Raw genomic sequence first — 26,278 nt, forward strand, 5'->3', positions numbered from 1 at the left:
ATGATCAGGTTGATAGGTTCGAGGTGGAAGCATGGTGACATGTGGAGCTGACGAATACTAATAGATCGAGGACTTAACCATATAATATGTAGCAATGTTATCTAGTTTTGAGAGAACATAAAAAACTTGTTGACTTTTAAAGTAAATAAGTTATAATAATGATTGTCTCAAAAGAATAATGTCTGGTAATGATGGCAGAGAGGTCACACCCGTTCCCATACCGAACACGGAAGTTAAGCTCTCTAGCGCCGATGGTAGTTGGGACCTTGTCCCTGTGAGAGTAGGACGTTGCCAGGCAATATTATTCCGCAGTAGCTCAGCGGTAGAGCTATCGGCTGTTAACCGATCGGTCGTAGGTTCGATTCCTACCTGCGGAGCCATTGGAGAGCTGTCCGAGTTGGCCGAAGGAGCACGATTGGAAATCGTGTATACGTCACAAGCGTATCAAGGGTTCGAATCCCTTGCTCTCCGCCATAGGATTTATAATATTTGGCCCGTTGGTCAAGTGGTTAAGACACCGCCCTTTCACGGCGGTAACACGGGTTCGAATCCCGTACGGGTCACCACTTTGGAGGATTAGCTCAGCTGGGAGAGCACCTGCCTTACAAGCAGGGGGTCGGCGGTTCGATCCCGTCATCCTCCACCATATAAATTTTATATGAATAGTATTATCGCGGGGTGGAGCAGCACGGTAGCTCGTCGGGCTCATAACCCGAAGGTCGCAGGTTCAAATCCTGTCCCCGCAACCAAATGGTCCCGTGGTGTAGTGGTTAACATGCCTGCCTGTCACGCAGGAGATCGCCGGTTCGACCCCGGTCGGGACCGCCATTTTAATAAGGCTCGGTAGCTCAGTCGGTAGAGCAGAGGACTGAAAATCCTCGTGTCGGCGGTTCGATTCCGTCCCGAGCCACCATTTATTTTAATAAAATACGCCGGCTTAGCTCAATTGGTAGAGCAACTGACTTGTAATCAGTAGGTTGGGGGTTCAAGTCCTCTAGCCGGCACCATGTAAGTTTCGGAGGGGTAGCGAAGTGGCTAAACGCGGCGGACTGTAAATCCGCTCCTTCGGGTTCGGCAGTTCGAATCTGCCCCCCTCCACCATTTACATAGGGGCATAGTTTAAAGGTAGAACTGAGGTCTCCAAAACCTCCAGTGTGGGTTCGATTCCTACTGCCCCTGCCAAAATATATTTACACAACATGGCGGTTGTGGCGAAGTGGTTAACGCACCGGATTGTGGCTCCGGCATTCGTGGGTTCGATTCCCATCAGTCGCCCCATTTTTATTTTAAAAATTACAAATAATCTAATGGATACTTACATATAATTAAGTAAGAATTCGATGGGCTATAGCCAAGCGGTAAGGCAACGGACTTTGACTCCGTCATGCGCTGGTTCGAATCCAGCTAGCCCAGCCATTTTTGCGGAAGTAGTTCAGTGGTAGAATACAACCTTGCCAAGGTTGGGGTCGCGGGTTCGAATCCCGTCTTCCGCTCCAATAAAATTTTATATGGCGGCATAGCCAAGTGGTAAGGCAGAGGTCTGCAAAACCTTTATCACCGGTTCAAATCCGGTTGCCGCCTTTTCTTTTGTGCCGATGTGGCGGAATTGGCAGACGCGCACGACTCAAAATCGTGTTCCTTCGGGAGTGTCGGTTCGACCCCGACCATCGGTATCATGAACGGCGTAAAAAAGCTCTATACAATTAGTATAGAGCTTTTTTGTTTTCTTTTCATGACATGACAAAATAAGTAGAAAAAGTATTGTATATACAATATTTCTTTCGAGTACTCTAGAGAGAATTTCTCCACCCCGGTGACATGAAGTTAAATCCGATACCACCAGTAGATATTAGTACACTATCAACGGTTAAGTTTGTAACCTCTAAAAACTTCTTTTCAAACCCTTCTCTGTTGTACTTATACATAGTTGAGTGGCACGCCCACATATGCGTTGAAGTACTTAACCAGTCCCCTAAATCTTTTAATTCAGGGAACGACTCAAATTGAATTGGTTCATCTAATTTCATGAATCTCACTTGATAGATAGTTGGGTTTAACTTTTCTTCTATCCCTTTAAGACTATGTGCTTTTTTCTCATTTGAATGTGTCATAATTCTCCCTCTCTCTTTTCTTCAAATTTTTCCCTATTTTTATTATACAGCAATAGAAAGTAATTATGGGAATATTATGGAAATAGGTGTCAGCAATATAAAAAGACTCTAACAGAAATGTTAGAGTCTTTTTGTTAAATTATACTATGTGCTTCTAAAATTCGTAATAAACGTAGGAATTCATGTATAATATAACTTGTCGAAAGAACAAAATGATAGTGATTTATATTATGTCTGTAATATGAATCAAAAATGAACTTTTTATATTTCTTTTAAAAATGTGTTGAACACACATTATATTTCATATTAATATTTTTATGTAGATTTAAAACGGGAAAGAGAGTGGAAAGTATGGGCCGTAAATGGAACAATATTAAAGACAAAAAAGCATCAAAAGATGCAAATACAAGCCGTATATACGCGAAATTTGGGCGTGAAATTTATGTGGCAGCAAAACAAGGCGAGCCAGATCCAGAATCAAACCAAGCGCTAAGAGTTGTATTAGAGCGTGCGAAAACATACAATGTTCCAAGAACAATTATTGATCGTGCAGTTGAAAAAGCAAAAGGCGGTTCAGAAGAAAATTATGACGAGCTTCGTTATGAAGGATTCGGACCAAATGGAGCTATGGTTATTGTAGATACACTTACAAATAACGTAAACCGTACTGCAGCAGATGTACGAGCTGCATTTAGCAAAAATAGTGGTAATATGGGTGTGAACGGTTCTGTAGCTTACATGTTTGATGCGACAGCTGTTATCGGCCTTGAAGGTAAAACATCAGATGAAGTTCTTGAAATTTTAATGGAAGCAGATGTAGATGCACGTGACATTCTAGAAGAAGAAGATTCTGTTATCGTGTATGCTGAACCAGATCAATTCCATGCAGTACAATCTGCACTTAAAGGTGCTGGCGTTGAGGAGTTTACAGTTGCAGAATTAACAATGCTTGCACAAAGTGATGTAACACTTCCTGAAGATGCTCAAGCACAATTTGAGAAAATGGTTGATGCATTAGAAGATTTAGAAGATGTTCAACAAGTTTATCACAACGTAGACTTAGGAGAGTAATACGATAGAAGACCCTTTTCGCTTAGCGGATAGGGTCTTTTTTTATGAAGTTAATTAAGGTGATGAAGTATTAAAGGTATTTTGTTGTAGGTAGTGAATATGATTATAGGGATATATAAAATATTCATTATTTCTAGGAGGCTTAATATGGAACATAAGACACCAAAGCATATAGTTGCTGTAGCAGGTTATTTAACAAATGAAAAAAATGAAGTGTTATTAACAAAAGTGCACTGGCGAGCTGATACGTGGGAGTTGCCAGGAGGACAGGTAGAAGAAGGCGAAGCGCTCGATCAAGCTGTCTGTAGGGAAATAAAAGAGGAAACAGGGTTAACGGTGAAGCCTATCGGAATTACAGGGGTTTATTATAATACCTCTATGTATATTCTAGCTGTTGTTTTTAAAGTAGCATATATAAGTGGTGAAATAAAAACTCAACCTGAAGAGATACAAGAGGCTAAATTTGTTGATTTAAATGAAGAGAACATAGATGAGTATATAACGCGTCCTCATATGAAATCCAGAACGCTTGATGCAATGAGTGCAACACATTTTATTCCGTATGAAACGTGGGAAGTACAGCCATATAATTTAATAGGAAGATTGTAAAGAAAAGAGTAGCCGATTTGAGATACATTCGAATCACTACTCTTTTTTGTATACTGTTTAAGAAAAAGGTCAAAATAATAATAGCACTAGTATTGATTTGTAGAACGTTTGTTCTGTATAATAAATCTATATGTTATATACATTTAGATTACTAGATAGTCAAAAGTATATATATTTGTAGATGATATAATTAAAGTGTAAAGTGAAAATATAATAGTCTTAAGGGTTTCTCTTTTATTGGTTATTCGTGCTTTAACATAACCTATATTCAATATTTCAGATGAATAGTAGATAAAAAAATACTGTGATACAATACTTTTTTATCCCACTATTTGCTGGGCAGTAAGCCTGATTGATGAGGGCTCATTAAAGTTTCACTTTATACCTTACAATGATGTAAGGTACGTGTAAGAGAAATCGATGGGATATTTTTTTACAACAATGTATTCTTAAAGTAAGAGTTATATGCTGTGTGGAAAAGAGGTGTTCAAGATGAAAGAACGAGTATTATCTAGGGTGAACTATCATCAAAAAGTTGCATTAAATCCAATGACTAAACTTTTTTATAAAGCCATTATATTATTATTATTGTTAAGTTGTACGTTATTATTCATTGGAAATGTAATGATTGAGAAAAGTGATATTAGTAAATTACATGTACCGGCTAAGTTAGAGGTGCCAGATTCATTAACACATGCATTTATTGCGACAGAAGATAAAAGATTTTATCATCATAACGGTTTAGATTATATAGCAATTATTAGGGCCTCAGTTGAGAATATAAAGGCTGGTGGTGTCGTGCAAGGAGGAAGCACGATTACACAACAGCTATCTAAAAATGCCTTTTTAACAAATGAACGTACATTTTCTCGTAAGTGGAAAGAGATTTTTTATACGAAAAAAATTGAACGCACATTTACGAAGGATGAAATTTTAAAATTATATGTAAGTAATATTTATTATGGAGAAGGAGCGTGGGGAATTGAAAAAGCAGCAAACCTTTACTTCGGTAAAAAGGTGAACCAATTAACGTTGGCTGAAAGTGCAATGATGGCTGCTGTAGTAAAAGCACCTGCTTATTACTCACCTGCACAAAATTATGATAAAGCAGTAGAGAGACGAAATGTCGTTTTGAGACTAATGGAGAAAGAAGGCTATATAAGCCATGATGAGTATGTTCAAGCAGTTAGTGAGAAATTGGTAATTCGTCATGATATAAAGATAGAGCAGTCGATGTTAAATAGCGCGCGTAAAAAAGCAGTAAGTTAAGAGAAGTTCCTACAGAGGAGCTTCTTTTTTTGAATAAATTGTGACAAATTGTGACACAATATCGTCACAATTATTGTGTTTTTGTAATTTATGTGAGCGTGTTCATTGCGTGACGTATATAAGTGTTGATATTATGTGTATTGTGTACAATGCTGTATACAGAATATGAATTTAAAGAGGAATGTATATGAAATCAAATAAACTCATGGCTCTTGGTATAGTTTTTTCTATCGCAGTATTGATTGTAATTGGAACAATTGCGTATAGCATCATAAATGACAAAAAAGATAAAGGGAATGAGATGTTTGCTTATTCTACGCAACAATCTTTAGGGAAAGATGATGCTCCAGTTAAGGTAGTTGAATTTGGAGACTTTAAATGTCCTGCTTGTCGTACTTGGGATGTAACAGTATTACCTCGATTAAAAGAAGAGTATATTGATAAAGGCAAAGTGCAGTTATATTTTATTAACTTCCCATTTATCGGAAAAGACTCGGATTTAGGTGCAGCAGCTGGTGAAGCAATTTATAAACAAGATAAAGATTCATTCTGGATTTTCTATGATGAGATTTATCAAAATCAAAAGAAAGATACGGAAGAATGGATTACAGAAGATTTGCTTCTTAGCATTGTGAAAGAGAAACTGCCGAAAGTTGATGTAGAGCAATTTAAGAAAGATTTACACAGTAAAGACATTAAAGAAAAAGTACGTAAAGACTCAGATCGTGCTCAAAAATTAAAAGTTCAAGGTGCTCCTTCAGTATATGTAAACGGAAATCTTGCAAATCCTGATTTTGATAGTATGAAGAAGGCAATTGATAAAGAATTGAAAAAGTGATGAGGTTTCTCATCACTTTTTCGACTTTTTTCGATAAAATTCTTGCCTCTACTTTTTTTACATGCTATACTACTTTACATAAGTTATTCTAATATCTTATATGTAATTCATATTTGCGGGTGTAGTTTAGTGGTAAAACAAGAGCCTTCCAAGCTCTGGTCGAGAGTTCGATTCTCTTCACCCGCTCCAAATTTTATTAAATGTTTTTCTATAAATTGTGATCAACGCAGTGTTTCGTTTCCGAGATAAACGAGGCATTGCGTTTTTTAATGTTTGAAAAACCTAATTACATGCGAAAATAGAAGTAAATAATAGTATTCCAAAAGTGAATTACTAACCAATAGAGTCGTTACATAAGGGATGGATTCATCTGAGGAGGCGATTAAGAGTGGATTTTGAACAATTAAAGCAAGATGTAATTGCGTATAGTAAAACAATTGGCATAGATAAAATAGGCTTTGCGAGTGCTTCTCCTTTTGAGGAATTAAAGCAGCGCTTAATCCAGCAACAACAATTAAATTATCAATCTGGATTTGAAGAGCCTGATATAGAGAAGAGAACGAATCCGCAACTGTTATTACCGGGTGCTAAATCAATTATTGCGATTGCTTTAGCATATCCTTCAAAATTAAAAAATGCACCATTAAGTAAGCGTGGAGAACGCCGTGGGATTTTTTGTCGTGCTTCTTGGGGACAAGATTATCATCTTGTTTTACGAGATCGTTTGCAAAAATTAGAAGCATATTTAATTGAAAAACTTCCGGATATAGAAGTGAAGTCCATGGTTGATACAGGTGAATTAAGTGATCGAGCTGTATCAGAGCGTGCAGGCATTGGATGGAGCGGTAAAAACTGCTCTATTATTACACCTGAATTTGGTTCGTACGTATACTTAGGGGAAATGATTACAAATGTTCCATTCCCGCCAGATAAGCCGATAGAAGATCAATGCGGGGGCTGTACGAAATGTATCGATATTTGTCCTACCGGTGCTTTAATACAGGGGGGACAGTTAGATTCGAAGAAGTGCATTGCGTTTTTAACACAGACGAAAGGATTCCTACCTGAAGAATATCGCGATAAAATAGGAAATCGTATATATGGATGTGATACGTGTCAGACTGTTTGCCCGAAAAACAAAGGAATGGATTTTCATAATCATCCTGAGATGGAGCCGGATCCTGAGCTAGTTAAACCATTATTAACGCCACTTTTAACAATTAGTAATCGTGATTTTAAAGAGAAATATGGGATTATGTCAGGGTCATGGAGAGGGAAAAAGCCACTGCAAAGAAATGCGATTTTAGCATTAGCACATTTTAAAGAAGCATCGGCAATTCCTGATTTAATTGGTGTTATGAAAGATGACCCAAGACCAGTACTACGCGGAACGGCAGCATGGGCACTTGGGAAAATTGGCGGAGATGGAGTAGGCGAAGCGATTGAGAAAGCGATGGAACGTGAGAAAGATGAAGAAGTGCTTCATGAAATGAATCGCGGGCTTGAATTGTTAGCACAGAAAAAAGAGTAGATAATATTTCCCTTTTTCATATTGTAATATGGGAGGGAGACAGAATGGTTGTAAAAACGAAGATTGAAAACCAAGTACAACAATTTTTAGCATATATAACGGAGAAAAGAACGAATGTGGATGGTATTGATGAGGATTTACTACAAATGGCACTGAGAAAGAAACAATTGTTTCAAAGACGTAGTGCACATATAGTGAAAGCAACTGCGGATGTTTCTTTCATTAGACAATTAAATAGTAATGACCATCAAGAAATTGATTATCAAATACATTTTAAATATTTAATTAAGCATAAAGAATTATTTTATATTGAAGAGGAACAATTAAAACGAAGAGTTTGTTTAAATAATAGTCGGATTATAGGCGATTATGCTATTGAAGTGTCAGAAGAAATTAGAATGGGTGAGGCATTAGAAAGGGAAATTACGAAAGAGAAGTACGGTTCTTATCAGTATAATCGTTTAGAGGCAGTGAAATATGCAGAGCGTTGGTGGGATGACCGAAATCCTATGTATCGTAATTTCCCTGATAATTGTACGAATTTCATTTCTCAATGTCTTCATACTGGAGAAGTACCTATGAGCGGGTATCCTAATATTCGTAAAGGATGGTGGCAAAGGGAGAATCAGTGGAGCTGGAGCTGGGCTGTTGCACATTCTTTTTATTGGTATTTGTCAGGTGCTACAACAGGACTTCGAGCAGAGGCGGTAGAAAGGCCAGAAGAACTTATTCTTGGAGATGTCATTGCTTATGATTTCGAGGATGACGGAAGATGGAATCATACGACGATTGTAGTAGCAAAAGATGCAGATGGTATGCCGCTTGTAAATGCACATTCAGCGAATAGCCGTCGACGTTATTGGAACTATGAAGACTCTAGTAAATATACACCACAAATGAAATATAAATTCTTTCATATTATTAATGGGTAGAGATTTTTCGCTCAAGTGGTATAATACGTAGTAGACAAAAAACAGAGGTGAATATCGCGTGGGAGTACATGTTGTTTTATATCAGCCAGAAATTCCAGCAAATACAGGGAATATTGCTCGTACTTGTGCAGCAACTGGAACAGAATTACATTTGATTAGACCGCTTGGATTTTCAACGGATGATAAAATGTTAAAGCGTGCAGGATTAGATTATTGGCAGCACGTAAAAATTACGTATTATGATTCAATTGAAGAATTTTATGAAAAAAATAAAGACGGTGAATTCTTCTATTTAACAAAGTATGGCGAGAAAGCTCATACAGCGTTTGACTATAGCAAGCGCGAGAAGGATTACTATTTTGTATTTGGAAGAGAAACAAACGGCTTACCAGCTAATGTAATCGAAGAAAACTTTGATCATTGTTTACGTATTCCAATGACAGATAAAGTACGTTCATTAAATTTATCTAATACAGCAGCAATTTTAATTTATGAAGCGTTCCGTCAACAAAATTACCCTGGATTAGATTTAGAAATCGTTTATTAAAAGTCGCCATATGGCGACTTTTTTTTATAAAATAAAAATAATATATAATCATACATTTAAAAGAGAGGACATAATCATATAGAATGGGATATATGATTAAAAATAGATAAGACGGGTTGAGATAAATATGAAGGAAGAATATAGTAATCAAAATACCTTTTTAAGTATGATAGATATGGATTTAATTAGACAAGGATTATTACATGCTATTCAAGATTTAGTATTCATATTGAAAGTTATTGATAATGAAACGTTTCAATATATGTATGTGAATAAAATAGGAATGGATTATGCTAGGTTAAGCGAAGAGTGCTATGGAAAAACTTTTGCAGAAGTATTACCAAAAGATATAGCGGGGATATTGCAAAGGCAATATGCAAAAGTAGTGAGAGAAGCGAAAGCACATATCTTTTGTGATGTAGTCAATTTACCAAAAGGTGAGATACATTATGAATCTTCACTTAATCCTGTCTGCGACGAAGAAGGAATATGTCAATTTGTTATTTGTATTACAAGAGATATTACAGCTCAAATTGAGGAGAAGACAGAGATAGAGGAAAAACAAATGTTATTTAAGTCGTTACTGGAATATAATAATGACTCAATTATATCTATAGATTCTATAGGGAGAGTTACATATGCAAATCCGGCAACGTATGAAATATTTGGATACCGGTATGAGGAATTAAATAATAAATTTATTTTTGAATTCATTAATAAAGAATATGAAAAAGATTTTCAAATTATATTTAAGGGATCGATGCAAGGAAAAGCAAAACAAATTGTTTCAAAGAAATATGTTCATAAAGAAGGGTACGAGCTATATATTTCTTTGAGAACTATCCCGATTATTGTGAACGGTGAAATTGTTGGGATTTATATTGTTACGAGAGATGTTACAAGGCAAGTATTAAACGAAATGCGAACAGAATATTTAGCTTACTATGACCAGTTAACGGGATTAATGAATAGAATTTCATGTACAAATAAGTTAAATACTTTTTTAAATGAGAGTGTAAATTTTGCACTTGTATTTATAGATTTAGATGAGTTTCATCGTATTAATGATACATTTGGTCATAAAGAGGGAGATAAAGTATTACAAAAAGTTACAGAATGTTTAAGCAATCTAAAAATAGAAGATATGCACTTATTTAGAGAACACGATGATCAATTTGTTATGTTGATAGAAAATATAACGAAAGAATATGTAGAGGAAGTTGCAAAAAGCATACTGAAAAATATTAGTGAATATTTTGTAATCGAAGAAGAAGATGTATATTTAAGTGCGTCAATTGGAATTGTAATGGCTCCAGCAGATGGAGAAGATGAAAAAATACTATTTCAGAGAGTCGATGCTGCTTTAGAAAAAGCAAAAGAAAAAGGAAAAGGACATTATCATTTTTATTGTAGTGGATTAGACTGTGAGCGTGAACAAAGGTTTATAATAGAAAACCAGTTACATCGTGCTATAGAAAAAAATGAATTTTTCTTATATTATCAGCCACAAATTAATATTGAAACGAAAAAAATAGCTAGTATGGAAGCTTTAATAAGGTGGGAGAATAAGGAATTAGGATTTGTTTCTCCAAACCAATTTATTCCGTTGGCAGAAAGAACAGGATTTATTATTAAGCTGGATGAATGGGTAGTAAATCAAGTGTGTCAGCAATTGCGCGAATGGTTAAATAAAGGGTATGATGTGGTCCCAATTGCAGTTAATATTTCAGCTAGACACTTTCGTTCTATTACATTAATAGAGATGATTACACGGGCTTTAAATAAGTACAATGTACCAACTCATTTATTAGCGATAGAGGTTACAGAAGGAGCTCTTATACATAAAGATATATCGAAGAGAGTATTACTACAATTAAAAGAGAAAAATTTAAAGATTCATTTAGATGATTTTGGAACAGGCTATTCATCTTTAAGTTATTTAAAAACATATCCAATTGATACTTTAAAAATTGATCGTTCTTTTATGGAAGGTATACATATAGATGAACGTGATACGAATATTACAGCTGCAATTATTCATTTAGCTCATACTTTAGAATTAAATGTAATTGCAGAAGGAGTAGAAAAAAAGGAGCAAATACAGTTTTTGAAAGAAAAGAATGTGAAGCTTGTACAAGGTTATTATTATAGCCGACCACTATCCAAATATGATATGGAAAATATGTATTATAAATAAAAAAATGATGTGCTAAAAGCACATCATTTTTTATGTGTACCTGGTTTGTCATTGTAACCGGATGTAAAAATAGCTGTAAGAAATGTGAGTGATACACCTAAAATTAATAATAATTTCATACTAATATCCTCCTTACTTTTTTCGGTTCATGAGTTTTATTTATTACCCAAAATGTATGTAAGGTTCTTAGAAGAAAAGAATTTATTTATAATGAATAGCAGTGTAAAAACGTTAATACCTATATTATACAGAATTTTCTTTGAATTTTGGAGAGAATTTTAGTGTGCTATTATATATTTCGTTTTGATTTAAAGAATGTTTAAGGACATCCTAGCATACCTTTTATAATAATCCGATTGAACAAGGAGATGGGGGAGGAGCTATAATGGATATTCTAAAAAAGATTGAACAGCATCGAGCAGCAGAAGAGCGTTTACAATGGGAAGGTACGTTTGCGGAGTATTTGGAGCTTGTGAAAGAAAGACCATGGGTGGCTCAAACAGCACACTCTCGCATTTACAATATGATAAAAGATGCTGGAATTGAAGAAGTTGATGGTAGAAGAAAGTATAACTTCTTTAGTAATCAGCTCTTTGGATTAGAGGATGCTCTAGAACGTCTTGTAGAGGAATATTTTCATCCATCTGCAAAACGATTAGATGTTAGAAAAAGAATTTTATTATTAATGGGTCCTGTTAGTGGAGGGAAATCAACGTTAGTTACAATGTTGAAACGAGGATTAGAAACATATTCAAGAACAGATCGCGGAGCAATTTTTGCAATTAAAGGATGCCCAATGCACGAGGATCCACTGCATTTAATTCCACATCATTTACGAGATGATTTCTTTGATGAGTATGGGGTTAGAATTGAAGGGAATTTATCACCACTAAATGTCATGCGTTTAGAGCAAGAATACGGATCAAGAATTGAGGATGTAGTTGTAGAGCGTATTTTCTTCTCTGAAGATCGCCGTACAGGGATTGGTACATTTAGCCCGTCTGATCCAAAATCACAAGATATTGCAGATTTAACAGGTAGTCTGGACTTCTCTACGATTGCAGAATATGGTTCAGAATCAGATCCGCGTGCGTATCGATTTGATGGAGAATTAAATAAGGCAAACCGAGGAATGATGGAGTTCCAAGAGATGTTAAAATGCGATGAGAAGTTTTTATGGCACTTATTATCACTTACGCAAGAAGGGAATTTCAAAGCGGGAAGATTTGCGCTTATTTCAGCAGATGAATTAATTGTAGCGCATACGAATGAAACAGAGTATCGCTCATTTATAGCAAATAAGAAAAATGAAGCATTGCACTCAAGAATTATTGTAATGCCAGTTCCTTATAATTTACGAGTAAGTGAAGAAGAACATATTTATGAAAAAATGATTCGTGAAAGTGATGTATCGAATGTTCACATTGCACCACACACACTTCGCGTTGCAGCAATGTTCACTATTTTAACTCGTTTAAAAGATCCGAAGCGTCCGGATATTGATTTAATTAAAAAGATGCGTTTGTATGATGGAGAAACGGTAGAAGGTTATAATGCGATTGATGTAGAAGAATTACAACGCGAATATCAAGATGAAGGTATGAAGGGTATTGATCCTCGTTATGTCATTAACCGAATTTCGTCTACAATCATTCGAAAAGAGGTACCATCTATTAACGCGTTAGATGTACTTAGATCTTTAAAAGATGGGCTAGATCAGCATCCATCCATTAGTAATGAAGACCGTGAACGTTACATGAATTTCATCTCATTAGCGAGAAAAGAATACGATGAAATCGCGAAGAAAGAAGTACAAAAAGCGTTTGTTTATTCATATGAAGAATCAGCTAAGACGCTTATGGATAATTACTTAGATAACGTCGAGGCGTACTGCAATAAATCGAAATTACGTGATCCGTTAACAGGAGAAGGAATGAGTCCAGATGAAAAATTAATGCGCTCAATTGAAGAGCAAATTGGAATTTCAGAAAATGCTAAGAAAGCGTTCCGTGAAGAGATTTTAATTCGCATTTCTGCTTATGCCCGTAAAGGAAAACGCTTTGATTATAATTCACATGAACGTCTTCGTGAAGCGATTCAGAAAAAACTATTTGCTGATTTAAAAGATATAGTGAAAATTACAACATCAACGAAAACGCCGGACGAAAATCAGCTTAAGAAAATCAATGATGTTGTTGCGCGTTTAATTGATGAGCATGGCTATAATTCTTCTTCAGCAAATGAATTACTACGCTATGTAGGTAGCTTGTTAAACAGATAGTTTGATAACAAAACGCTGTCTCTTGTATTTTGCGGGACAGCGTTTTATTATCCGTTCATATGTGTATAAAGTGTCATACCTTGTCCAAATGTAATAAATTAAGATGCAATTTTATGAATTTATTGTCAATTATTTTTACAATATGCATATGATAGAGTAACCAACCATTCATACGAAAAAAGCCAACACAATACAATATGTTGCAAAGTAAAAATATGTGCAACAATGCATTGTGTTTCTTTCTTATCAGTGGCTGAATATTTCTTTCTATTATGTGAGTGGCAAAATTTTGTTTAGGATGCTCGGGGTATTGTATGAAAAACGTTATAAATGTTTATGGGATGATTTTCTGTGGGCAGTTACCTTTCAAACATTCTAGCTTGCACATTACAGAACAAAATTTATAGATTGCTGTTCATACAGGAAGACAATTACAGTAAGGAGGGAAAGGAATGGGCGAAGAAAATCAACCAAATTATACGATTTCACAGGAAAACTGGTCCCTCCATCGCAAAGGATATGACGACCAACAGCGCCATCAAGAAAAAGTACAAGAGGCAATTAAGAATAATTTACCCGATCTTGTAACAGAAGAAAGTATAGTTATGTCTAATGGCAAGGATGTTGTAAAAATACCAATTCGTTCTCTAGATGAATATAAGATTAGATACAATTATGATAAAAATAAACATGTTGGGCAAGGAAACGGTGACAGCAAAGTTGGTGATGTCGTTGCGAGAGATGGATCAGGTGGTCAAAAACAAAAAGGGCCAGGAAAAGGGCAAGGAGCAGGAGATGCAGCTGGGGAAGATTACTATGAAGCTGAAGTCTCTATTTTAGAATTAGAGCAAGCGTTTTTCAGAGAGTTAGAACTGCCTAATTTAAAGAGAAAAGAAATGGATGAAAACCGGATTGAACATGTTGAATTTAATGACATTAGAAAAACAGGATTATGGGGAAATATCGATAAGAAACGAACAATGATATCCGCATATAAACGAAATGCAATGAGTGGTAAAGCATCTTTTCATCCAATTCACCAAGAAGACTTAAAGTTCCGCACTTGGAATGAAGTATTAAAGCCAGATTCAAAAGCTGTTGTATTAGCGATGATGGATACGAGTGGATCGATGGGAATATGGGAGAAATATATGGCACGTAGCTTCTTTTTCTGGATGACAAGATTTTTACGCACAAAGTATGAAACAGTAGATATTGAATTTATTGCCCATCATACGGAGGCAAAAGTAGTTCCAGAGGAAGAGTTTTTCTCAAAAGGAGAAAGTGGCGGAACGATTTGTTCTTCTGTATACAAAAAAGCACTCGAACTTATCGATAATAAATATTCACCAGACCGCTATAATATTTATCCATTCCATTTTTCAGATGGTGATAATTTAACATCAGATAATGCTAGATGTGTAAAACTTGTTGAAGAGCTAATGAAGAAGTGTAATATGTTTGGGTATGGGGAAGTGAATCAGTATAACCGCCATAGTACACTCATGTCAGCCTATAAAAATATTAAAGATGAAAACTTTAGATACTATATTTTAAAGCAGAAAGCAGACGTATTTCATGCGATGAAAAGCTTTTTTAGAGAAGAATCAGGTGAGAAAATGGCATAACCTCTTTTAAAGAGGTTCTTTTTTTGTAACCTTTTTATTTTTCTGGTTGAAAATGATAATGAAAATCATTATCATTTATTCAAGAAATGATTACATTTCGAATTATATATTTTGAAGGAGATGTAAAATTGAAACAAAATAAAAGAAAACGTATAAATGCAATGATTATAGCGGCGGCGTTATCACTTCCGTTTGCTGTTTATTCAACACCTGCTTTAGCGGCAGTAGCAATTGAGGCGAATAAAACGGGACAAGGTTTAGAAGATGGTACATATGACGCTGTTATTAAAGCGTATAAAGATAAAACAAATGAAGAGTCTATGGCAGCTGTTTATATAAAGGATCCGAAATTAACAATTGAGAATGGAAAGAAAATTGTAACAGCAACGTTAAGTGATAGTGATTTCTTTCAATACTTGAAGACAGAGGATATTCACACTCCAGGTGTGTTTCATGATGTAAAGGTCATATCAGAAGACAAAAAGAAAAATGGGACGAAGGTTATTCAATTTGAAGTTGGAGAATTAGGAAAAAGATACAATATGCAAATGCATATTTATATTCCAACGATGGCCTATGACAATAAGTATCAAGTACAGTTTGAAGTAAATACATTGAATTTAGAGAACAATGTTCCAGAAAAACAAAAGGAAAATAAAGAGGATAAAGTGGATCAACAAGATGAAATTGGAAATGTAATAGTAGATAAGCAACTACAAAGGCATATTAATAAATATAATTTAAATAGAGAAAATCTAGATACCCCAATAACTAAGGAAGATTTATTAAAAGTTAAATCCTTAATAGTCGTTGAAGCTAAAAGTAAAGGAATAAAAGACGTAAGTGGTCTAGAATATATGACGAACTTAGAAAACTTAACGTTGGAAGAAGTTAAGTTAAAAAATATAAAATTTATCTCGGACTTGAGACAATTGAAATCATTAAGTATAACCTATGGTGAACTTGAAGATATTGGACCTTTGGCTAAGTTAGAGCATATTGAGTTTTTAACTTTGAGAAACAATAAAATCTCAGATTTAAGCCCATTAAGCCAAATGAAGAAGATTAAAATGCTAGATTTAAATAGTAATTATATAAAAGATATTAAACCATTATTTACAGTGAAATCTTTAAGGACTTTGACTGTGGCAAATAATCAAATTAGTAATGATAACCTTGCTGGAATTGAGCAATTGAAAAATGTAAAAAACTTATCTTTAAGTAACAATGGACTTACAAATATTGAACATATTACATCAATGAAAAAATTAGTAGAGTTAGATCTTGCTAAAAATGAATTAGAAAACATCGAACCTTTATCAAGATTATCTACTGTACAATCACTTAATTTAGAAGAAAACTATATTTCAGATATAACGCCACTTAGTCACTTAACAGACTTATATGATTTAAAGTTAGGTTCAAATGAAATTCGTGATGTTAGACCTGTTCAAGAGCTAGGAAAAAGAATATATATCGATATTCAAAGACAAAAAATCTTTTTAGATAATGTAGAAAAAGATAAGGAAGTTAAAATACCTATCTATAATTTACAAGGAGAGCCACTTGATACTATTCAATTGAAGAGTGAAGATGGGATCGTTAATAATGGTTCTGTTAAATGGGGGACTACTGGTAAAAAAACATATGAATTTACGTTGGATATAAAGCCAGAAGAGAATCGTATTAAGTTTAATGGAACAGTAATTCAAAATGTTGTTGAAAGATTAGATGAAATCAAGGAAACAATAAAAGAGGATAATGAACAAAAGGAAAATGTAATTCTCGATAAAACTTTACAAAAACATATTAATAAAGAGAATTTAGGTAGAGAGAATTTAAACGCTCCTATTACAAAAGAAGATTTATTACAGATCAAAAAATTAGAGATACCTAAAGAAAATGGAAATGAGATAAAAAATATAACAGGTTTAGAGTACATGACGAACTTAGAAAAACTCACTTTAGAAGGAGTAGGCCTGAAAAATATTGAGTTCATCTCAAACTTGAAACAATTGAATAATGTGAATGTATCTCATAATCAAATTGAAGATATAACACCACTATCTTCATTGGAAAATTTACAGTGGTTAAATCTTGCGGACAATCATATTAAAGATGTAACGGTTATTGGTTCCATGCTAAACTTATTTAGCTTAAATCTAGTTGGGAATGAGATTCGTGATGTCAGGCCGTTAATACAATTAGGGCAGTGGTTTACAATTGATGTTGGAAGACAAAATATCATTTTAAATGATGCAAAAATAAACGAAGAAATTCAAGTTCCTGTATATGATTTAGAAGGAGAAAGTATTGAAAATATTCAATTGACAAGTGAGGGAGGGACGTTTAATAACGGAGTAATAAAATGGAATACGCCAGGTGAAAAGGTGTATAAATTTGATTTAGATTCTGATGAAATTAGCATAAGGTTTAACGGAACAGTTATACAGAATATAGTGGAAAAAGAAGAAGTAAAAGAACCGGTAAAAGAAGTTGAAGAAGCAAAAGAAGAAGTGAAAGAACCAACAAAAGAAGTTGAAGAAACAAAAGAAGAAGTGAAAGAGCCGGTAAAAGAAGTTGAAGGATCGAAAGAAGAAGTGAAAGAACCGGTAAAAGAAGTTGAAGGATCGAAAGAAGAAGTGAAAGAACCGGTAAAAGAAGTTGAAGAAATAAAAGAAGAAGTGAAGGAACCGGTAAAAGAAGTTGAAGGATCGAAAGAAGAAGTGAAAGAGCCGGTAAAAGAAGTTGAAGGAACAAAAGAAGAAGTGAAAGAGCCGGTAAAAGAAGTTGAAGAAGCGAAAGAACCAAAGAAAGAAGTAAAAGAATCAGCAACAGGATTGGATCAAGAGCCAAAAGGGAATAATCAAGTTGTTGAAAACGAGGGAAGAAAAGCAGACACTTTAAATAAACAACATACTAATAAGCCAGAAGAAGGTAAGAAATTTTTACCATCAACAGGCGGTGAAGCTAGCACATCGACTTTACTTCCTGGCATAACACTTGTTCTTTCCGCACTAAGTATGTTCGTATTTAGAAAGAGATTATTTAAGAAATAAATAACGTTTAATCTTATTATTATATATAATTAATTTTCGCTTTTTTGAGAAGACATTATCATGGCGGTTTTATTAGAAACATGCATATGATGATGTCTTTTTTTACTAGAGAGGGATATTACTAGTGATTGTCTAAGTGTATTAGAAAAGGAGGGGAAGTTATGCATATTAATTCTATTTCAAAGATCGAAGAAGCTGCAGAATTTATTTCGATGATGAATAAAGATATTACGCAGCATGTTGGTTATTGCGGGGAAAATCATGAAGAAATATTGGACGCTATTCTTCATGGTTTTTCTGATATAGGGTGGGAGAAGTCTTTTGTCGTTTCTTATAATGATAATAATGAAATTGTAGGTGTATTAGGATTTGATATAGATGAGATAAGCGAAAGTGCGGAGATTTGGGGGCCTTTTATTATAGCTTCGAATTGGGGAGAGATTACTTTAAGTATGTGGAAGAAACTTATCGAGAAAATTCCACTTCATATTCAAAAGTTTCATGGATTTTATCACGTGAAAAATAGTAATGGCATCGACTTTATGAAATATTTACAAGCTAAAAAACAAGAGAAACATAGCGTTTTAATTTTAAAGAAAACTAATGTGGAGCAATGTACAATAAATCAAGTAGAGGAAGCATCTCAACAAGTATTTGAGCAGTTTATTGTTTTACATAATAATATTTTTCCTAATACATATTATGAAGGAAATGAAATCATTGAACGTTTAAGTGATACGAATAAATTATTTGTAAGTATGAAGAATGGTAAGTTAGAAGGTTATGTATATGTTGAAGTAAATCCGGAGTTTCATGAAGCGAATATTGAATTTATTGCAACCGCTGAAAATAGTAGAAGAAAAGGTGTCGGAGAGCGGATATTGCAAGGGGCAATTCAGTATATTTTCTCTTTCCAAGGGATGAGAGAGATAGTACTATGTTTGAATACGAATAATGATCATGCGATGAAATTGTACAAGAAAGTAGGTTTTGAGGAAAAAGCATGTTTACAACACTATATAATAGAGTGAAAAACCCATTCATATGAATGGGTTTTAATACGGATTTAGAAGTGATTTGAGGCGCCAATCGTTACATAACCTTTTTTATTTTTTTCGGCACTTCTTTCGTTTGCAAATTAACATCTTCTTTTCGTAGCTCTTTAAAGAGTGAAGTAACCATAAGAACGACTACAATAGAAAATGGTAGCGCAGCAATTATAGCTGCGATTTGTAGTGCATTTAATCCTCCAGCTTGTAATAAAATAGCGGCAATTATCGCGATTGTTAATCCCCATATAAGTTTTAAACTATTTTTCGGTGATAAACTTCCGTTACTCGTTTGCATTGAAACAACAAATGTTGCTGAATCGGCAGAAGTAACGAAAAATGTGGCTACTAAAATTAACCCGATAATCGTTAAAAATGTAGAGAATGGTAGGTGTGAAATAACAGCAAATAATCCAATCTCTGTACCATTTTTTGCAATTTCATCAGCTATTCCAAGCGATTGGAACATTTCCATATGGATTGCGGTACCACCAAACACTGCAAACCAAAATGTACAGATAAGAGTTGGGACTAATACAACTCCAAAAATAAATTCTTTTATTGTGCGCCCTTTAGAAATACGAGCGATGAATGTACCGACGAATGGAGACCAAGAAATCCACCATCCCCAATAGAAAATAGTCCAGTTTTCAATCCAAGAAGAAGATTTTTCATTAAATGCTCCTAAATTTAATCCCATACTAGGCAAAGCTCCAATATAAGAACCGAGTGTAGATGTGAAATATTTCATAATAAATACGGTTGGCCCTAAAAATAAAAAGGAGACGAGTAAAATACCTGCAAGAGAGAAATTTAAGTTACTCAAATATTTAATCCCACGATCTAAGCCAGTTTGTGCACTCGTTAAATATAAAACGGCGAAGATGGCGATAAGTACGAGCTGTGTAAGTAAAGTGTTATGAATAGAAGGGAATAAATAGCTTAATCCTCCAGCAATTTGTTGAGCACCAATCCCAACAGATGGTACAATGCCAAACACTGTGGCTAAAACAGCTAAAATATCGACTGTTTTTCCGATACGAGAATTTTTCGATCGATTAAATAATGGAGTAACTGTAGCCCCGATAGTGCTACCTTTTTGTTTGCGGAATGTGAAATATGCAATTGTTAAAGCAACCATTGCGTATAGTGACCATGGAAAGAGACCCCAGTGGAAAAATGAATATTGCATAGCGAGTTTGGCACTTTCCTCTGTCCCCGCTTTTCCTGTTAATGGATCTGTAAAATGTGAAATCGGTTCAGCGATTCCATAAAAGAGGAGTCCAATCCCCATTCCTGCTCCAAACAACATGGATAGCCAAGATGGATAATTATATTTTGGCTTTTCTCCATCTTTACCAAGACGAATAGAACCGTACTTAGAAAATGCTAAATAAGCAGCCAAAATAATCATTGTAGTCATAAGTAGAGAGTAAAACCACCCAAATTTATTGAGGATAAATGAGTTTAAAGAAGATGTAACACTTTGTAAATCGTAGCCTTGTATCCAACTTGCTGGGGTAATTCCCCATATAATGAATAATGTTGTTAGCAAGAAGGAGATATAAAATACACTGTTTTCTTTTTTTATCATAGAATCCCACCCTTATTTAATAAAGTTAACAATTATAATAATCATAACAATTAAGTTTTTAATTGTCAAAAAATTACCTTTTTATAATGTGAAAGGATGCAATTTGTTTTAGGGAGGTAAAGAGCAATGTGTTCACGATATGTACAAATTATAGGAAGAAATAATATGAAATATTGCATTTTATATTGTTACATCCAGATTTTATGTTAAATTCTTGAATGGAATATTAAAATAGGGGGCAAGGATATGAACAAGAAATCAAAAATCAATAAAGTGATGCTTAGCATTAGTACAATGGCTTTATCGTTAGGCGCACTTCAAACTCATGCAGCAGCGGAAGAAAAAGTACCGTATAACGTGTTGAAAACGAAACCGGTTGGAATTGAAAAGTCGGTAGATGAAGTTGGACATATTTCAAAAGTTGATGAAACTTTATCATTTCAAGAACGTTTAAAAGTAGGAGATTTTTCACAGCGACCAGCATCTATTACGAAGAAAACTGCAGTAAAGCAAGTTAAAGAAAGCTATTCAATGGCTGATTTAAACAAAATGAATGATCAAGAATTAGTTGAAACGTTAGGCAGTATTAAGTGGCACCAAATTACAGACTTATTCCAATTTAATGAAGATGCAAAGGCTTTTTATAAAGATAAAGGAAAAATGCAAGTCATTATAGATGAATTAGCTCATAGAGGTAGTACATTTACGAAAGATGATTCAAAAGGAATTCAAACGTTTACTGAAGTGCTGCGTTCAGCTTTTTATCTTGCATTTTATAATAGTGAATTAAGCGACTTAAATGAAAGAAGCTTCCAGGACAAATGTTTACCTGCTTTAAAAGCGATCGCAAAAAATCCGAATTTTAAGCTTGGTACAGTTGAACAAGATACAGTCGTATCTGCATACGGTAAATTAATTAGTAATGCTTCAAGTGATGTTGAAACGGTTCAATACGCATCGAATATTTTAAAGCAATACAATGATAATTATACTACTTATGTAAATGATCGAATGAAGGGACAAGCAATATACGATATTATGCAAGGTATTGACTATGATATACAGTCGTACTTAACTGTGGCTCGTAAAGAAGCGAATGAAACGATGTGGTATGGAAAAGTAGATGGGTTTATTAATGAAATAAATCGTATTGCTCTTCTAAATGAAGTAACGCCAGAAAATAAATGGCTCGTTAATAATGGCATTTATTTTGCTAGCCGTTTAGGGACGTTTCATAGTAATCCAAATAAAGGATTAGAGGTTGTTACACAAGCAATGCATATGTATCCGCGCTTAAGTGAACCGTATTTTGTTGCGGTAGAACAAATTACAACAAATTATAATGGTAAAGATTATAGCGGGAATACAGTAGATTTAGAGAAAATACGTAAAGAAGGAAAAGAGCAATACTTACCAAAAACGTATACATTCGACGATGGATCAATTGTGTTCAAAACAGGAGATAAAGTATCAGAAGAAAAAATTAAGAGACTATATTGGGCTGCGAAGGAAGTAAAGGCACAGTATCACCGTGTAATTGGAAATGACAAAGCGTTAGAGCCAGGAAATGCGGATGATGTATTAACGATCGTAATTTATAATAGTCCAGATGAATATCAGTTAAATAGACAATTGTATGGATATGAAACAAACAACGGTGGAATTTATATTGAAGAGACAGGTACATTCTTTACATATGAGCGTACACCAGAGCAAAGTATTTATAGTTTAGAAGAGTTATTCCGTCATGAATTTACTCATTATCTGCAAGGGAGATATGAAGTTCCTGGTTTATTTGGAAGAGGAGATATGTATCAAAATGAAAGGCTAACTTGGTTCCAAGAAGGAAATGCAGAGTTTTTCGCAGGATCTACTCGTACGAATAACGTTGTACCAAGAAAGAGTATAATTAGCGGATTATCATCTGATCCTGCAAGCCGTTATACAGCAGAGCGTACACTATTTGCTAAATACGGTTCTTGGGATTTCTATAATTACTCGTTCGCATTGCAGTCTTACTTATATACGCATCAGTTTGAAACATTTGATAAAATTCAAGATTTGATTCGTGCGAATGACGTGAAAAATTATGATGCATATCGTGAAAATCTAAGTAAAGATCATAAGTTAAATAAAGAGTATCAAGAGTATATGCAGCAGTTAATTGATAATCAAGATACATACACTGTACCAGAAGTAGCTGATGATTATTTAGCTGAACATGCAACGAAGTCGTTAGCAGCGGTGAAGAAAGAAATTAGTGATACGTTGCCTATGAAAGATACAAAAATGACAAAACATAATTCTCAATTCTTTAATACATTTACATTAGAAGGTACGTATACAGGTAGTGTCACAAAAGGTGAATCAGAAGATTGGAAAGCAATGAGTAAAAGAGTAAATGAATCTTTAGAACAATTGGCGCAAAAAGAATGGAGTGGCTACAAAACTGTTACAGCATACTTCGTCAATTATCGTGTGAATAGCTCAAATGAATTTGAATATGATGTAGTTTTCCACGGTATCGCAAAAGATGACGGAGAAAATAAAGCTCCAACGGTTCATATAAATGGTCCTTATAATGGACGTGTAAAAGAAGGTATTCAATTTAAAAGTGATGGCTCAAAAGATGAAGATGGAAAAATCGTTTCTTATTTATGGGACTTTGGAGATGGAAGCACAAGTGCAGAGGCTAATCCAGTACATGCATATGAAAGAGAAGGAACTTACAAAGTTGCGTTACTAGTAAAAGATGATAAAGGGGGAGAGAGCAGAAGCGAAACAACGGTTACGATTAAAGATGGAAGTTTAACAGAATCAGAACCAAATAATCTTCCAGAAGAAGCGAATTATATTGGGCTAAACACTACTATAAAAGGTAGCCTTATCGGCGGAGATCATACTGATGTTTATACATTTAATGTAGCATCAGCGAAAGATATCGATATTTCCGTTTTAAATGAGTATGGGATCGGGATGACATGGGTGCTTCACCATGAATCAGATATGCAAAATTATGCAGCTTACGGTCAAGCTAATGGAAATCATATAGAGGCAAAAATGAATGCAAAACCAGGTAAGTATTATTTGTATGTATATAAATATGATAATGGCGATGGAACGTACAAATTATCAATAAAATAAGTGCTTTTCCAATGTATGTTTAACTTTACTTTTTGTGGAAAATAGTATATTATATAGATATATAATATATCGGTTATTTACTAGGAGGAGCCTGTCACAATAGGCTTCTCCTGTTCTTTTTTAGGGGGCCTGTCTTACAGGCTTTTCTTTAAAAAGTAAATAACTGAAAATTAAGAACAATAATCTTTGAAAGAGGTGGGGCATACACATAACAAAAAAGGGATTGTTTAAGAGAGGGGGATAAGAAATGGTTTTGTTTGGTTATCCACTTGAAACAATTTATTTATACGGATTTATTATTGCTACTATACTCACTGTGATTTATATCTTTTTTGGAGATATATTTGAATCCATATTTAGTTTTGGAGGCGGATCGGTATCCGTTGTTACTTTATTACTTAGTTTTTTCGCCATGTTATGTGGACTTAGTTATATAGGAGAATATTTATTTTCCTTTAATAGCATTCTTATTTTCGGGGCTGCATGTGCTATATCCTTTATTGGTGTATTCATAATGAAAATACTAATTTTAAAGCCGATTGCAGAAGCAGAACAAAATACTGTGCAACGTATGGATGAGTTCATAGGTTGCAAGGGGGAAGTCATTACAACAATTCCTACAGAAGGATTTGGAGAAGTACTAATCTCCTCTCAATTTGGAAGTAATGCAATTCCAGCTAAAACAATTGGGAAAAAAGATATTTCACAAGGAACTGAGGTTATTATTGAGGGAGTCCAAGATGGTGTTTTACTTGTACAAAACATCGCTTATTCTTTAAAAAAACCAAAATTATAAGGGGGAATTCACATGACGATTCCATTAATTATTGGTGGAGTGTTACTCGCAATTTTAATTCTACTCATTTTAGTATTTATTACGAAGTATCGAACAGTTGGACCAGATGAAGCGTTAATTGTTACAGGGAACTGGCTTGGTGGCGGAAAAAATGTAGTTACCACTGATGATGGAAAGAAGATTAAGATTATTCGCGGTGGCGGTACATTCGTAGTTCCAATTATGCAACGAGCAGAGCCTTTAAGCCTATTAAACTATAAGTTAGAAGTGGGTACACGTGATACGTATACGAAGCAAGGTGTTCCAGTTACAGTAAATGGTGTTTCTATTATTAAAGTAGGTTCTACGATTGAAGAAGTATCTACAGCAGCTGAGCAATATTTAGGAAAAGAAACAGAAGAGTTAAAAGTAGAAGCAAAAGAAGTTTTAGAAGGTCATTTACGTGCGATTTTATCTTCTATGACAGTAGAAGATGCGTATAGTAATAGAGAGCAATTTGCTCAAAAAGTACATGAAGTAGCTTCTACTGATTTAAAGAAAATGGGTCTTCGCATCGTTTCCTTTACAATTAAAGAAATTATGGATAAGAATGGTTACTTAGATGCACTTGGTCAGCCGCAAATTGCGACAGTGAAGCGTGATGCAACAATTGCGAACGCAGAGCGTGAAAAAGAAGCACGTATTGAAAAAGCACGTGCTGAAAAAGAGGCAAAAGAAGCAGAATATCAACGTGATGCTCAAATCGCTGAAGCTGAAAAACATAAAGAATTAAAAGTACAATCTTATAAGAGAGAGCAAGAACAAGCTCGAGCAGACGCGGATCTTTCTTACGAATTACAACAAGCGAAAGCACAACAAGGTGTTACAGAAGAGCAAATGCGCGTTAAAATCATTGAGCGTGAAAAGCAAATCGAGTTAGAAGAAAAAGAGATTGCGCGTCGTGAAAAGCAATATGATGCAGAAGTTAAGAAAAAAGCAGATGCAGATCGCTATGCTGTTGAGCAATCAGCGGAAGCAGAAAAAGTAAAACAAATTAAAAAGGCAGATGCGGATCAATATAAGATTGAAGCTGAAGCGAGAGCTCGTGCGGAAGAAGTACGTGTAGAAGGTTTAGCGAAGGCGGAAATCGAAAAAGCGCAAGGTCAAGCGAAAGCGGAAGTACAAAAAGCACAAGGTACGGCGGAAGCAGATGTTATTAGATTAAAAGGTTTAGCAGAAGCAGAAGCGAAACAAAAAATTGCAGAAGCATTTGAATTATATGGTCAAGCGGCAATTATGGACATGGTTCTTAAAATGCTTCCAAGTTATGCGAAGGAAGTTGCAAGTCCGCTTAGTAACATTGATAAAATCACAGTTGTCGATACAGGCGGCGGTGGTAAAAATAGCGGGGCCGGAAAAGTTGCGGGTTATGCGACTGATTTAATGGCAACGATGCAAGAAACGTTAAAAGCTTCTTCTGGAATTGACTTAAAAGAGCTATTAGAAGGATTTGCAGGAAAAGGAGCGGTACAACAATTATCAAGTGATAAACCTGTTGTATCTGTAGTAGAAGATGAGAAAAAAGAAGTAGAAAAAGATAAAGAATAGTAAGGTGGAAAGAACCTCTAGTAAGTGAAATACTA

17 protein-coding genes, 16 tRNA genes and 1 rRNA gene are annotated in these 26,278 nt (G+C 34.7%); 32 read left to right on the top strand and 2 right to left on the bottom strand.

Annotation, left to right across the window (positions count from 1 at the left end; genetic code table 11):
- Positions 1 to 181 precede the first annotated feature (181 nt).
- The 16 genes from rrf (at position 182) to ACTFRY_RS26360 (ending at position 1,673) form a co-directional block, all read left to right on the top strand.
- A 5S ribosomal RNA gene (gene rrf / locus ACTFRY_RS26285) occupies positions 182 to 297 on the top strand.
- A gap of 8 nt (positions 298 to 305) precedes the next feature.
- Positions 306 to 380, top strand: a tRNA-Asn gene (locus ACTFRY_RS26290).
- Between the two features lie 2 nt (positions 381 to 382).
- Positions 383 to 474 (top strand) — tRNA-Ser (locus ACTFRY_RS26295).
- 17 nt (positions 475 to 491) lie between these two features.
- Positions 492 to 566 (top strand) — tRNA-Glu (locus ACTFRY_RS26300).
- A 4-nt stretch (positions 567 to 570) separates the two neighbouring features.
- Positions 571 to 646: transfer RNA gene (locus tag ACTFRY_RS26305), tRNA-Val, on the top strand.
- A 26-nt stretch (positions 647 to 672) separates the two neighbouring features.
- Positions 673 to 749 (top strand) — tRNA-Met (locus tag ACTFRY_RS26310).
- Between the two features lie 3 nt (positions 750 to 752).
- A tRNA-Asp gene (locus ACTFRY_RS26315) sits at positions 753 to 828 on the top strand.
- Between the two features lie 9 nt (positions 829 to 837).
- A tRNA-Phe gene (locus ACTFRY_RS26320) sits at positions 838 to 913 on the top strand.
- Positions 914 to 931: 18 nt separating this feature from the next.
- Positions 932 to 1,007 (top strand) — tRNA-Thr (locus ACTFRY_RS26325).
- Positions 1,008 to 1,017: 10 nt separating this feature from the next.
- Positions 1,018 to 1,101 (top strand) — tRNA-Tyr (locus tag ACTFRY_RS26330).
- A gap of 7 nt (positions 1,102 to 1,108) precedes the next feature.
- Positions 1,109 to 1,182 (top strand) — tRNA-Trp (locus ACTFRY_RS26335).
- Positions 1,183 to 1,202: 20 nt separating this feature from the next.
- Positions 1,203 to 1,278 (top strand) — tRNA-His (locus ACTFRY_RS26340).
- A gap of 63 nt (positions 1,279 to 1,341) precedes the next feature.
- Positions 1,342 to 1,416 (top strand) — tRNA-Gln (locus ACTFRY_RS26345).
- Between the two features lie 5 nt (positions 1,417 to 1,421).
- Positions 1,422 to 1,496, top strand: a tRNA-Gly gene (locus tag ACTFRY_RS26350).
- A 14-nt stretch (positions 1,497 to 1,510) separates the two neighbouring features.
- Positions 1,511 to 1,581, top strand: a tRNA-Cys gene (locus ACTFRY_RS26355).
- A gap of 10 nt (positions 1,582 to 1,591) precedes the next feature.
- Positions 1,592 to 1,673: transfer RNA gene (locus ACTFRY_RS26360), tRNA-Leu, on the top strand.
- 117 nt (positions 1,674 to 1,790) lie between these two features.
- On the opposite strand, the gene ACTFRY_RS26365 is transcribed toward ACTFRY_RS26360, so the two are convergent.
- Entirely contained in the window at positions 1,791 to 2,111 is a 321-nt protein-coding gene (locus tag ACTFRY_RS26365) for a DUF3884 family protein (protein ID WP_000149817.1), read from the bottom strand.
- Between the two features lie 351 nt (positions 2,112 to 2,462).
- Here ACTFRY_RS26365 and ACTFRY_RS26370 point away from each other — a divergent pair, with 351 nt between their 5' ends.
- From ACTFRY_RS26370 to ACTFRY_RS26430, 13 genes are all read left to right on the top strand, one after another.
- Complete coding sequence (locus tag ACTFRY_RS26370; RefSeq protein WP_000532952.1) at positions 2,463 to 3,182, top strand: YebC/PmpR family DNA-binding transcriptional regulator; 720 nt, start codon at positions 2,463 to 2,465, stop codon at positions 3,180 to 3,182.
- A 147-nt stretch (positions 3,183 to 3,329) separates the two neighbouring features.
- The gene (locus ACTFRY_RS26375) at positions 3,330 to 3,791 is read left to right on the top strand and encodes an NUDIX hydrolase (RefSeq protein WP_098616479.1); all 462 of its coding nucleotides are present in this window, start codon (positions 3,330 to 3,332) and stop codon (positions 3,789 to 3,791) included.
- A 492-nt stretch (positions 3,792 to 4,283) separates the two neighbouring features.
- Positions 4,284 to 5,060 carry a transglycosylase domain-containing protein gene (locus ACTFRY_RS26380; RefSeq protein WP_098616478.1) on the top strand — a complete coding sequence of 259 codons (777 nt, stop codon included), beginning with the start codon at positions 4,284 to 4,286 and terminating at the stop codon, positions 5,058 to 5,060.
- Between the two features lie 187 nt (positions 5,061 to 5,247).
- Entirely contained in the window at positions 5,248 to 5,898 is a 651-nt protein-coding gene (locus ACTFRY_RS26385; RefSeq protein WP_000841306.1) for a DsbA family protein, read from the top strand.
- A 115-nt stretch (positions 5,899 to 6,013) separates the two neighbouring features.
- Positions 6,014 to 6,087: transfer RNA gene (locus tag ACTFRY_RS26390), tRNA-Gly, on the top strand.
- A 199-nt stretch (positions 6,088 to 6,286) separates the two neighbouring features.
- A complete protein-coding gene (gene queG / locus ACTFRY_RS26395; protein ID WP_000345215.1) occupies positions 6,287 to 7,429 on the top strand; it encodes a tRNA epoxyqueuosine(34) reductase QueG in 1,143 nt (380 codons plus the stop codon).
- A 44-nt stretch (positions 7,430 to 7,473) separates the two neighbouring features.
- Positions 7,474 to 8,361: an amidase domain-containing protein gene (locus ACTFRY_RS26400; RefSeq protein WP_098616477.1), complete on the top strand. Its 888-nt coding sequence runs from the start codon at positions 7,474 to 7,476 to the stop codon at positions 8,359 to 8,361.
- 58 nt (positions 8,362 to 8,419) lie between these two features.
- A complete protein-coding gene (gene trmL, locus ACTFRY_RS26405; protein ID WP_000538147.1) occupies positions 8,420 to 8,908 on the top strand; it encodes a tRNA (uridine(34)/cytosine(34)/5-carboxymethylaminomethyluridine(34)-2'-O)-methyltransferase TrmL in 489 nt (162 codons plus the stop codon).
- 127 nt (positions 8,909 to 9,035) lie between these two features.
- On the top strand, positions 9,036 to 11,105 hold the full coding sequence (locus tag ACTFRY_RS26410; RefSeq protein ID WP_098616476.1) for a sensor domain-containing protein: 2,070 nt from the start codon (positions 9,036 to 9,038) through the stop codon (positions 11,103 to 11,105).
- Between the two features lie 385 nt (positions 11,106 to 11,490).
- Positions 11,491 to 13,386: a PrkA family serine protein kinase gene (locus tag ACTFRY_RS26415; protein WP_440032447.1), complete on the top strand. Its 1,896-nt coding sequence runs from the start codon at positions 11,491 to 11,493 to the stop codon at positions 13,384 to 13,386.
- Between the two features lie 452 nt (positions 13,387 to 13,838).
- Complete coding sequence (gene yhbH, locus ACTFRY_RS26420; RefSeq protein ID WP_000503518.1) at positions 13,839 to 15,014, top strand: sporulation protein YhbH; 1,176 nt, start codon at positions 13,839 to 13,841, stop codon at positions 15,012 to 15,014.
- A gap of 128 nt (positions 15,015 to 15,142) precedes the next feature.
- Positions 15,143 to 18,073 (top strand): NEAT domain-containing protein, encoded by a 2,931-nt coding sequence (locus ACTFRY_RS26425; protein WP_350369380.1) that lies wholly within the window; start codon positions 15,143 to 15,145, stop codon positions 18,071 to 18,073.
- A 161-nt stretch (positions 18,074 to 18,234) separates the two neighbouring features.
- On the top strand, positions 18,235 to 19,104 hold the full coding sequence (locus ACTFRY_RS26430) for a GNAT family N-acetyltransferase (RefSeq protein ID WP_098616474.1): 870 nt from the start codon (positions 18,235 to 18,237) through the stop codon (positions 19,102 to 19,104).
- Between the two features lie 61 nt (positions 19,105 to 19,165).
- Here ACTFRY_RS26430 and opuD read toward each other — a convergent pair whose 3' ends face one another.
- Positions 19,166 to 20,716 carry a glycine betaine transporter OpuD gene (gene opuD / locus ACTFRY_RS26435; protein ID WP_000591575.1) on the bottom strand — a complete coding sequence of 517 codons (1,551 nt, stop codon included), beginning with the start codon at positions 20,714 to 20,716 and terminating at the stop codon, positions 19,166 to 19,168.
- Positions 20,717 to 20,962: 246 nt separating this feature from the next.
- Between opuD and colA the strand changes: the two genes are divergently transcribed.
- From colA to ACTFRY_RS26450, 3 genes are all read left to right on the top strand, one after another.
- On the top strand, positions 20,963 to 23,860 hold the full coding sequence (gene colA / locus ACTFRY_RS26440; RefSeq protein WP_016117133.1) for a collagenase ColA: 2,898 nt from the start codon (positions 20,963 to 20,965) through the stop codon (positions 23,858 to 23,860).
- Positions 23,861 to 24,107: 247 nt separating this feature from the next.
- Positions 24,108 to 24,656, top strand: a complete 549-nt coding sequence (locus tag ACTFRY_RS26445) for an NfeD family protein (protein ID WP_000242438.1) — start codon at positions 24,108 to 24,110, stop codon at positions 24,654 to 24,656.
- Positions 24,657 to 24,668: 12 nt separating this feature from the next.
- Positions 24,669 to 26,243: a flotillin family protein gene (locus tag ACTFRY_RS26450; RefSeq protein WP_000155019.1), complete on the top strand. Its 1,575-nt coding sequence runs from the start codon at positions 24,669 to 24,671 to the stop codon at positions 26,241 to 26,243.
- The last annotated feature ends 35 nt before the right edge of the window (positions 26,244 to 26,278 follow it).

It is taken from the genome of Bacillus cereus group sp. MYBK195-1 (genome assembly GCF_051916605.1).
GTDB lineage: Bacteria > Bacillota > Bacilli > Bacillales > Bacillaceae_G > Bacillus_A > Bacillus_A cereus.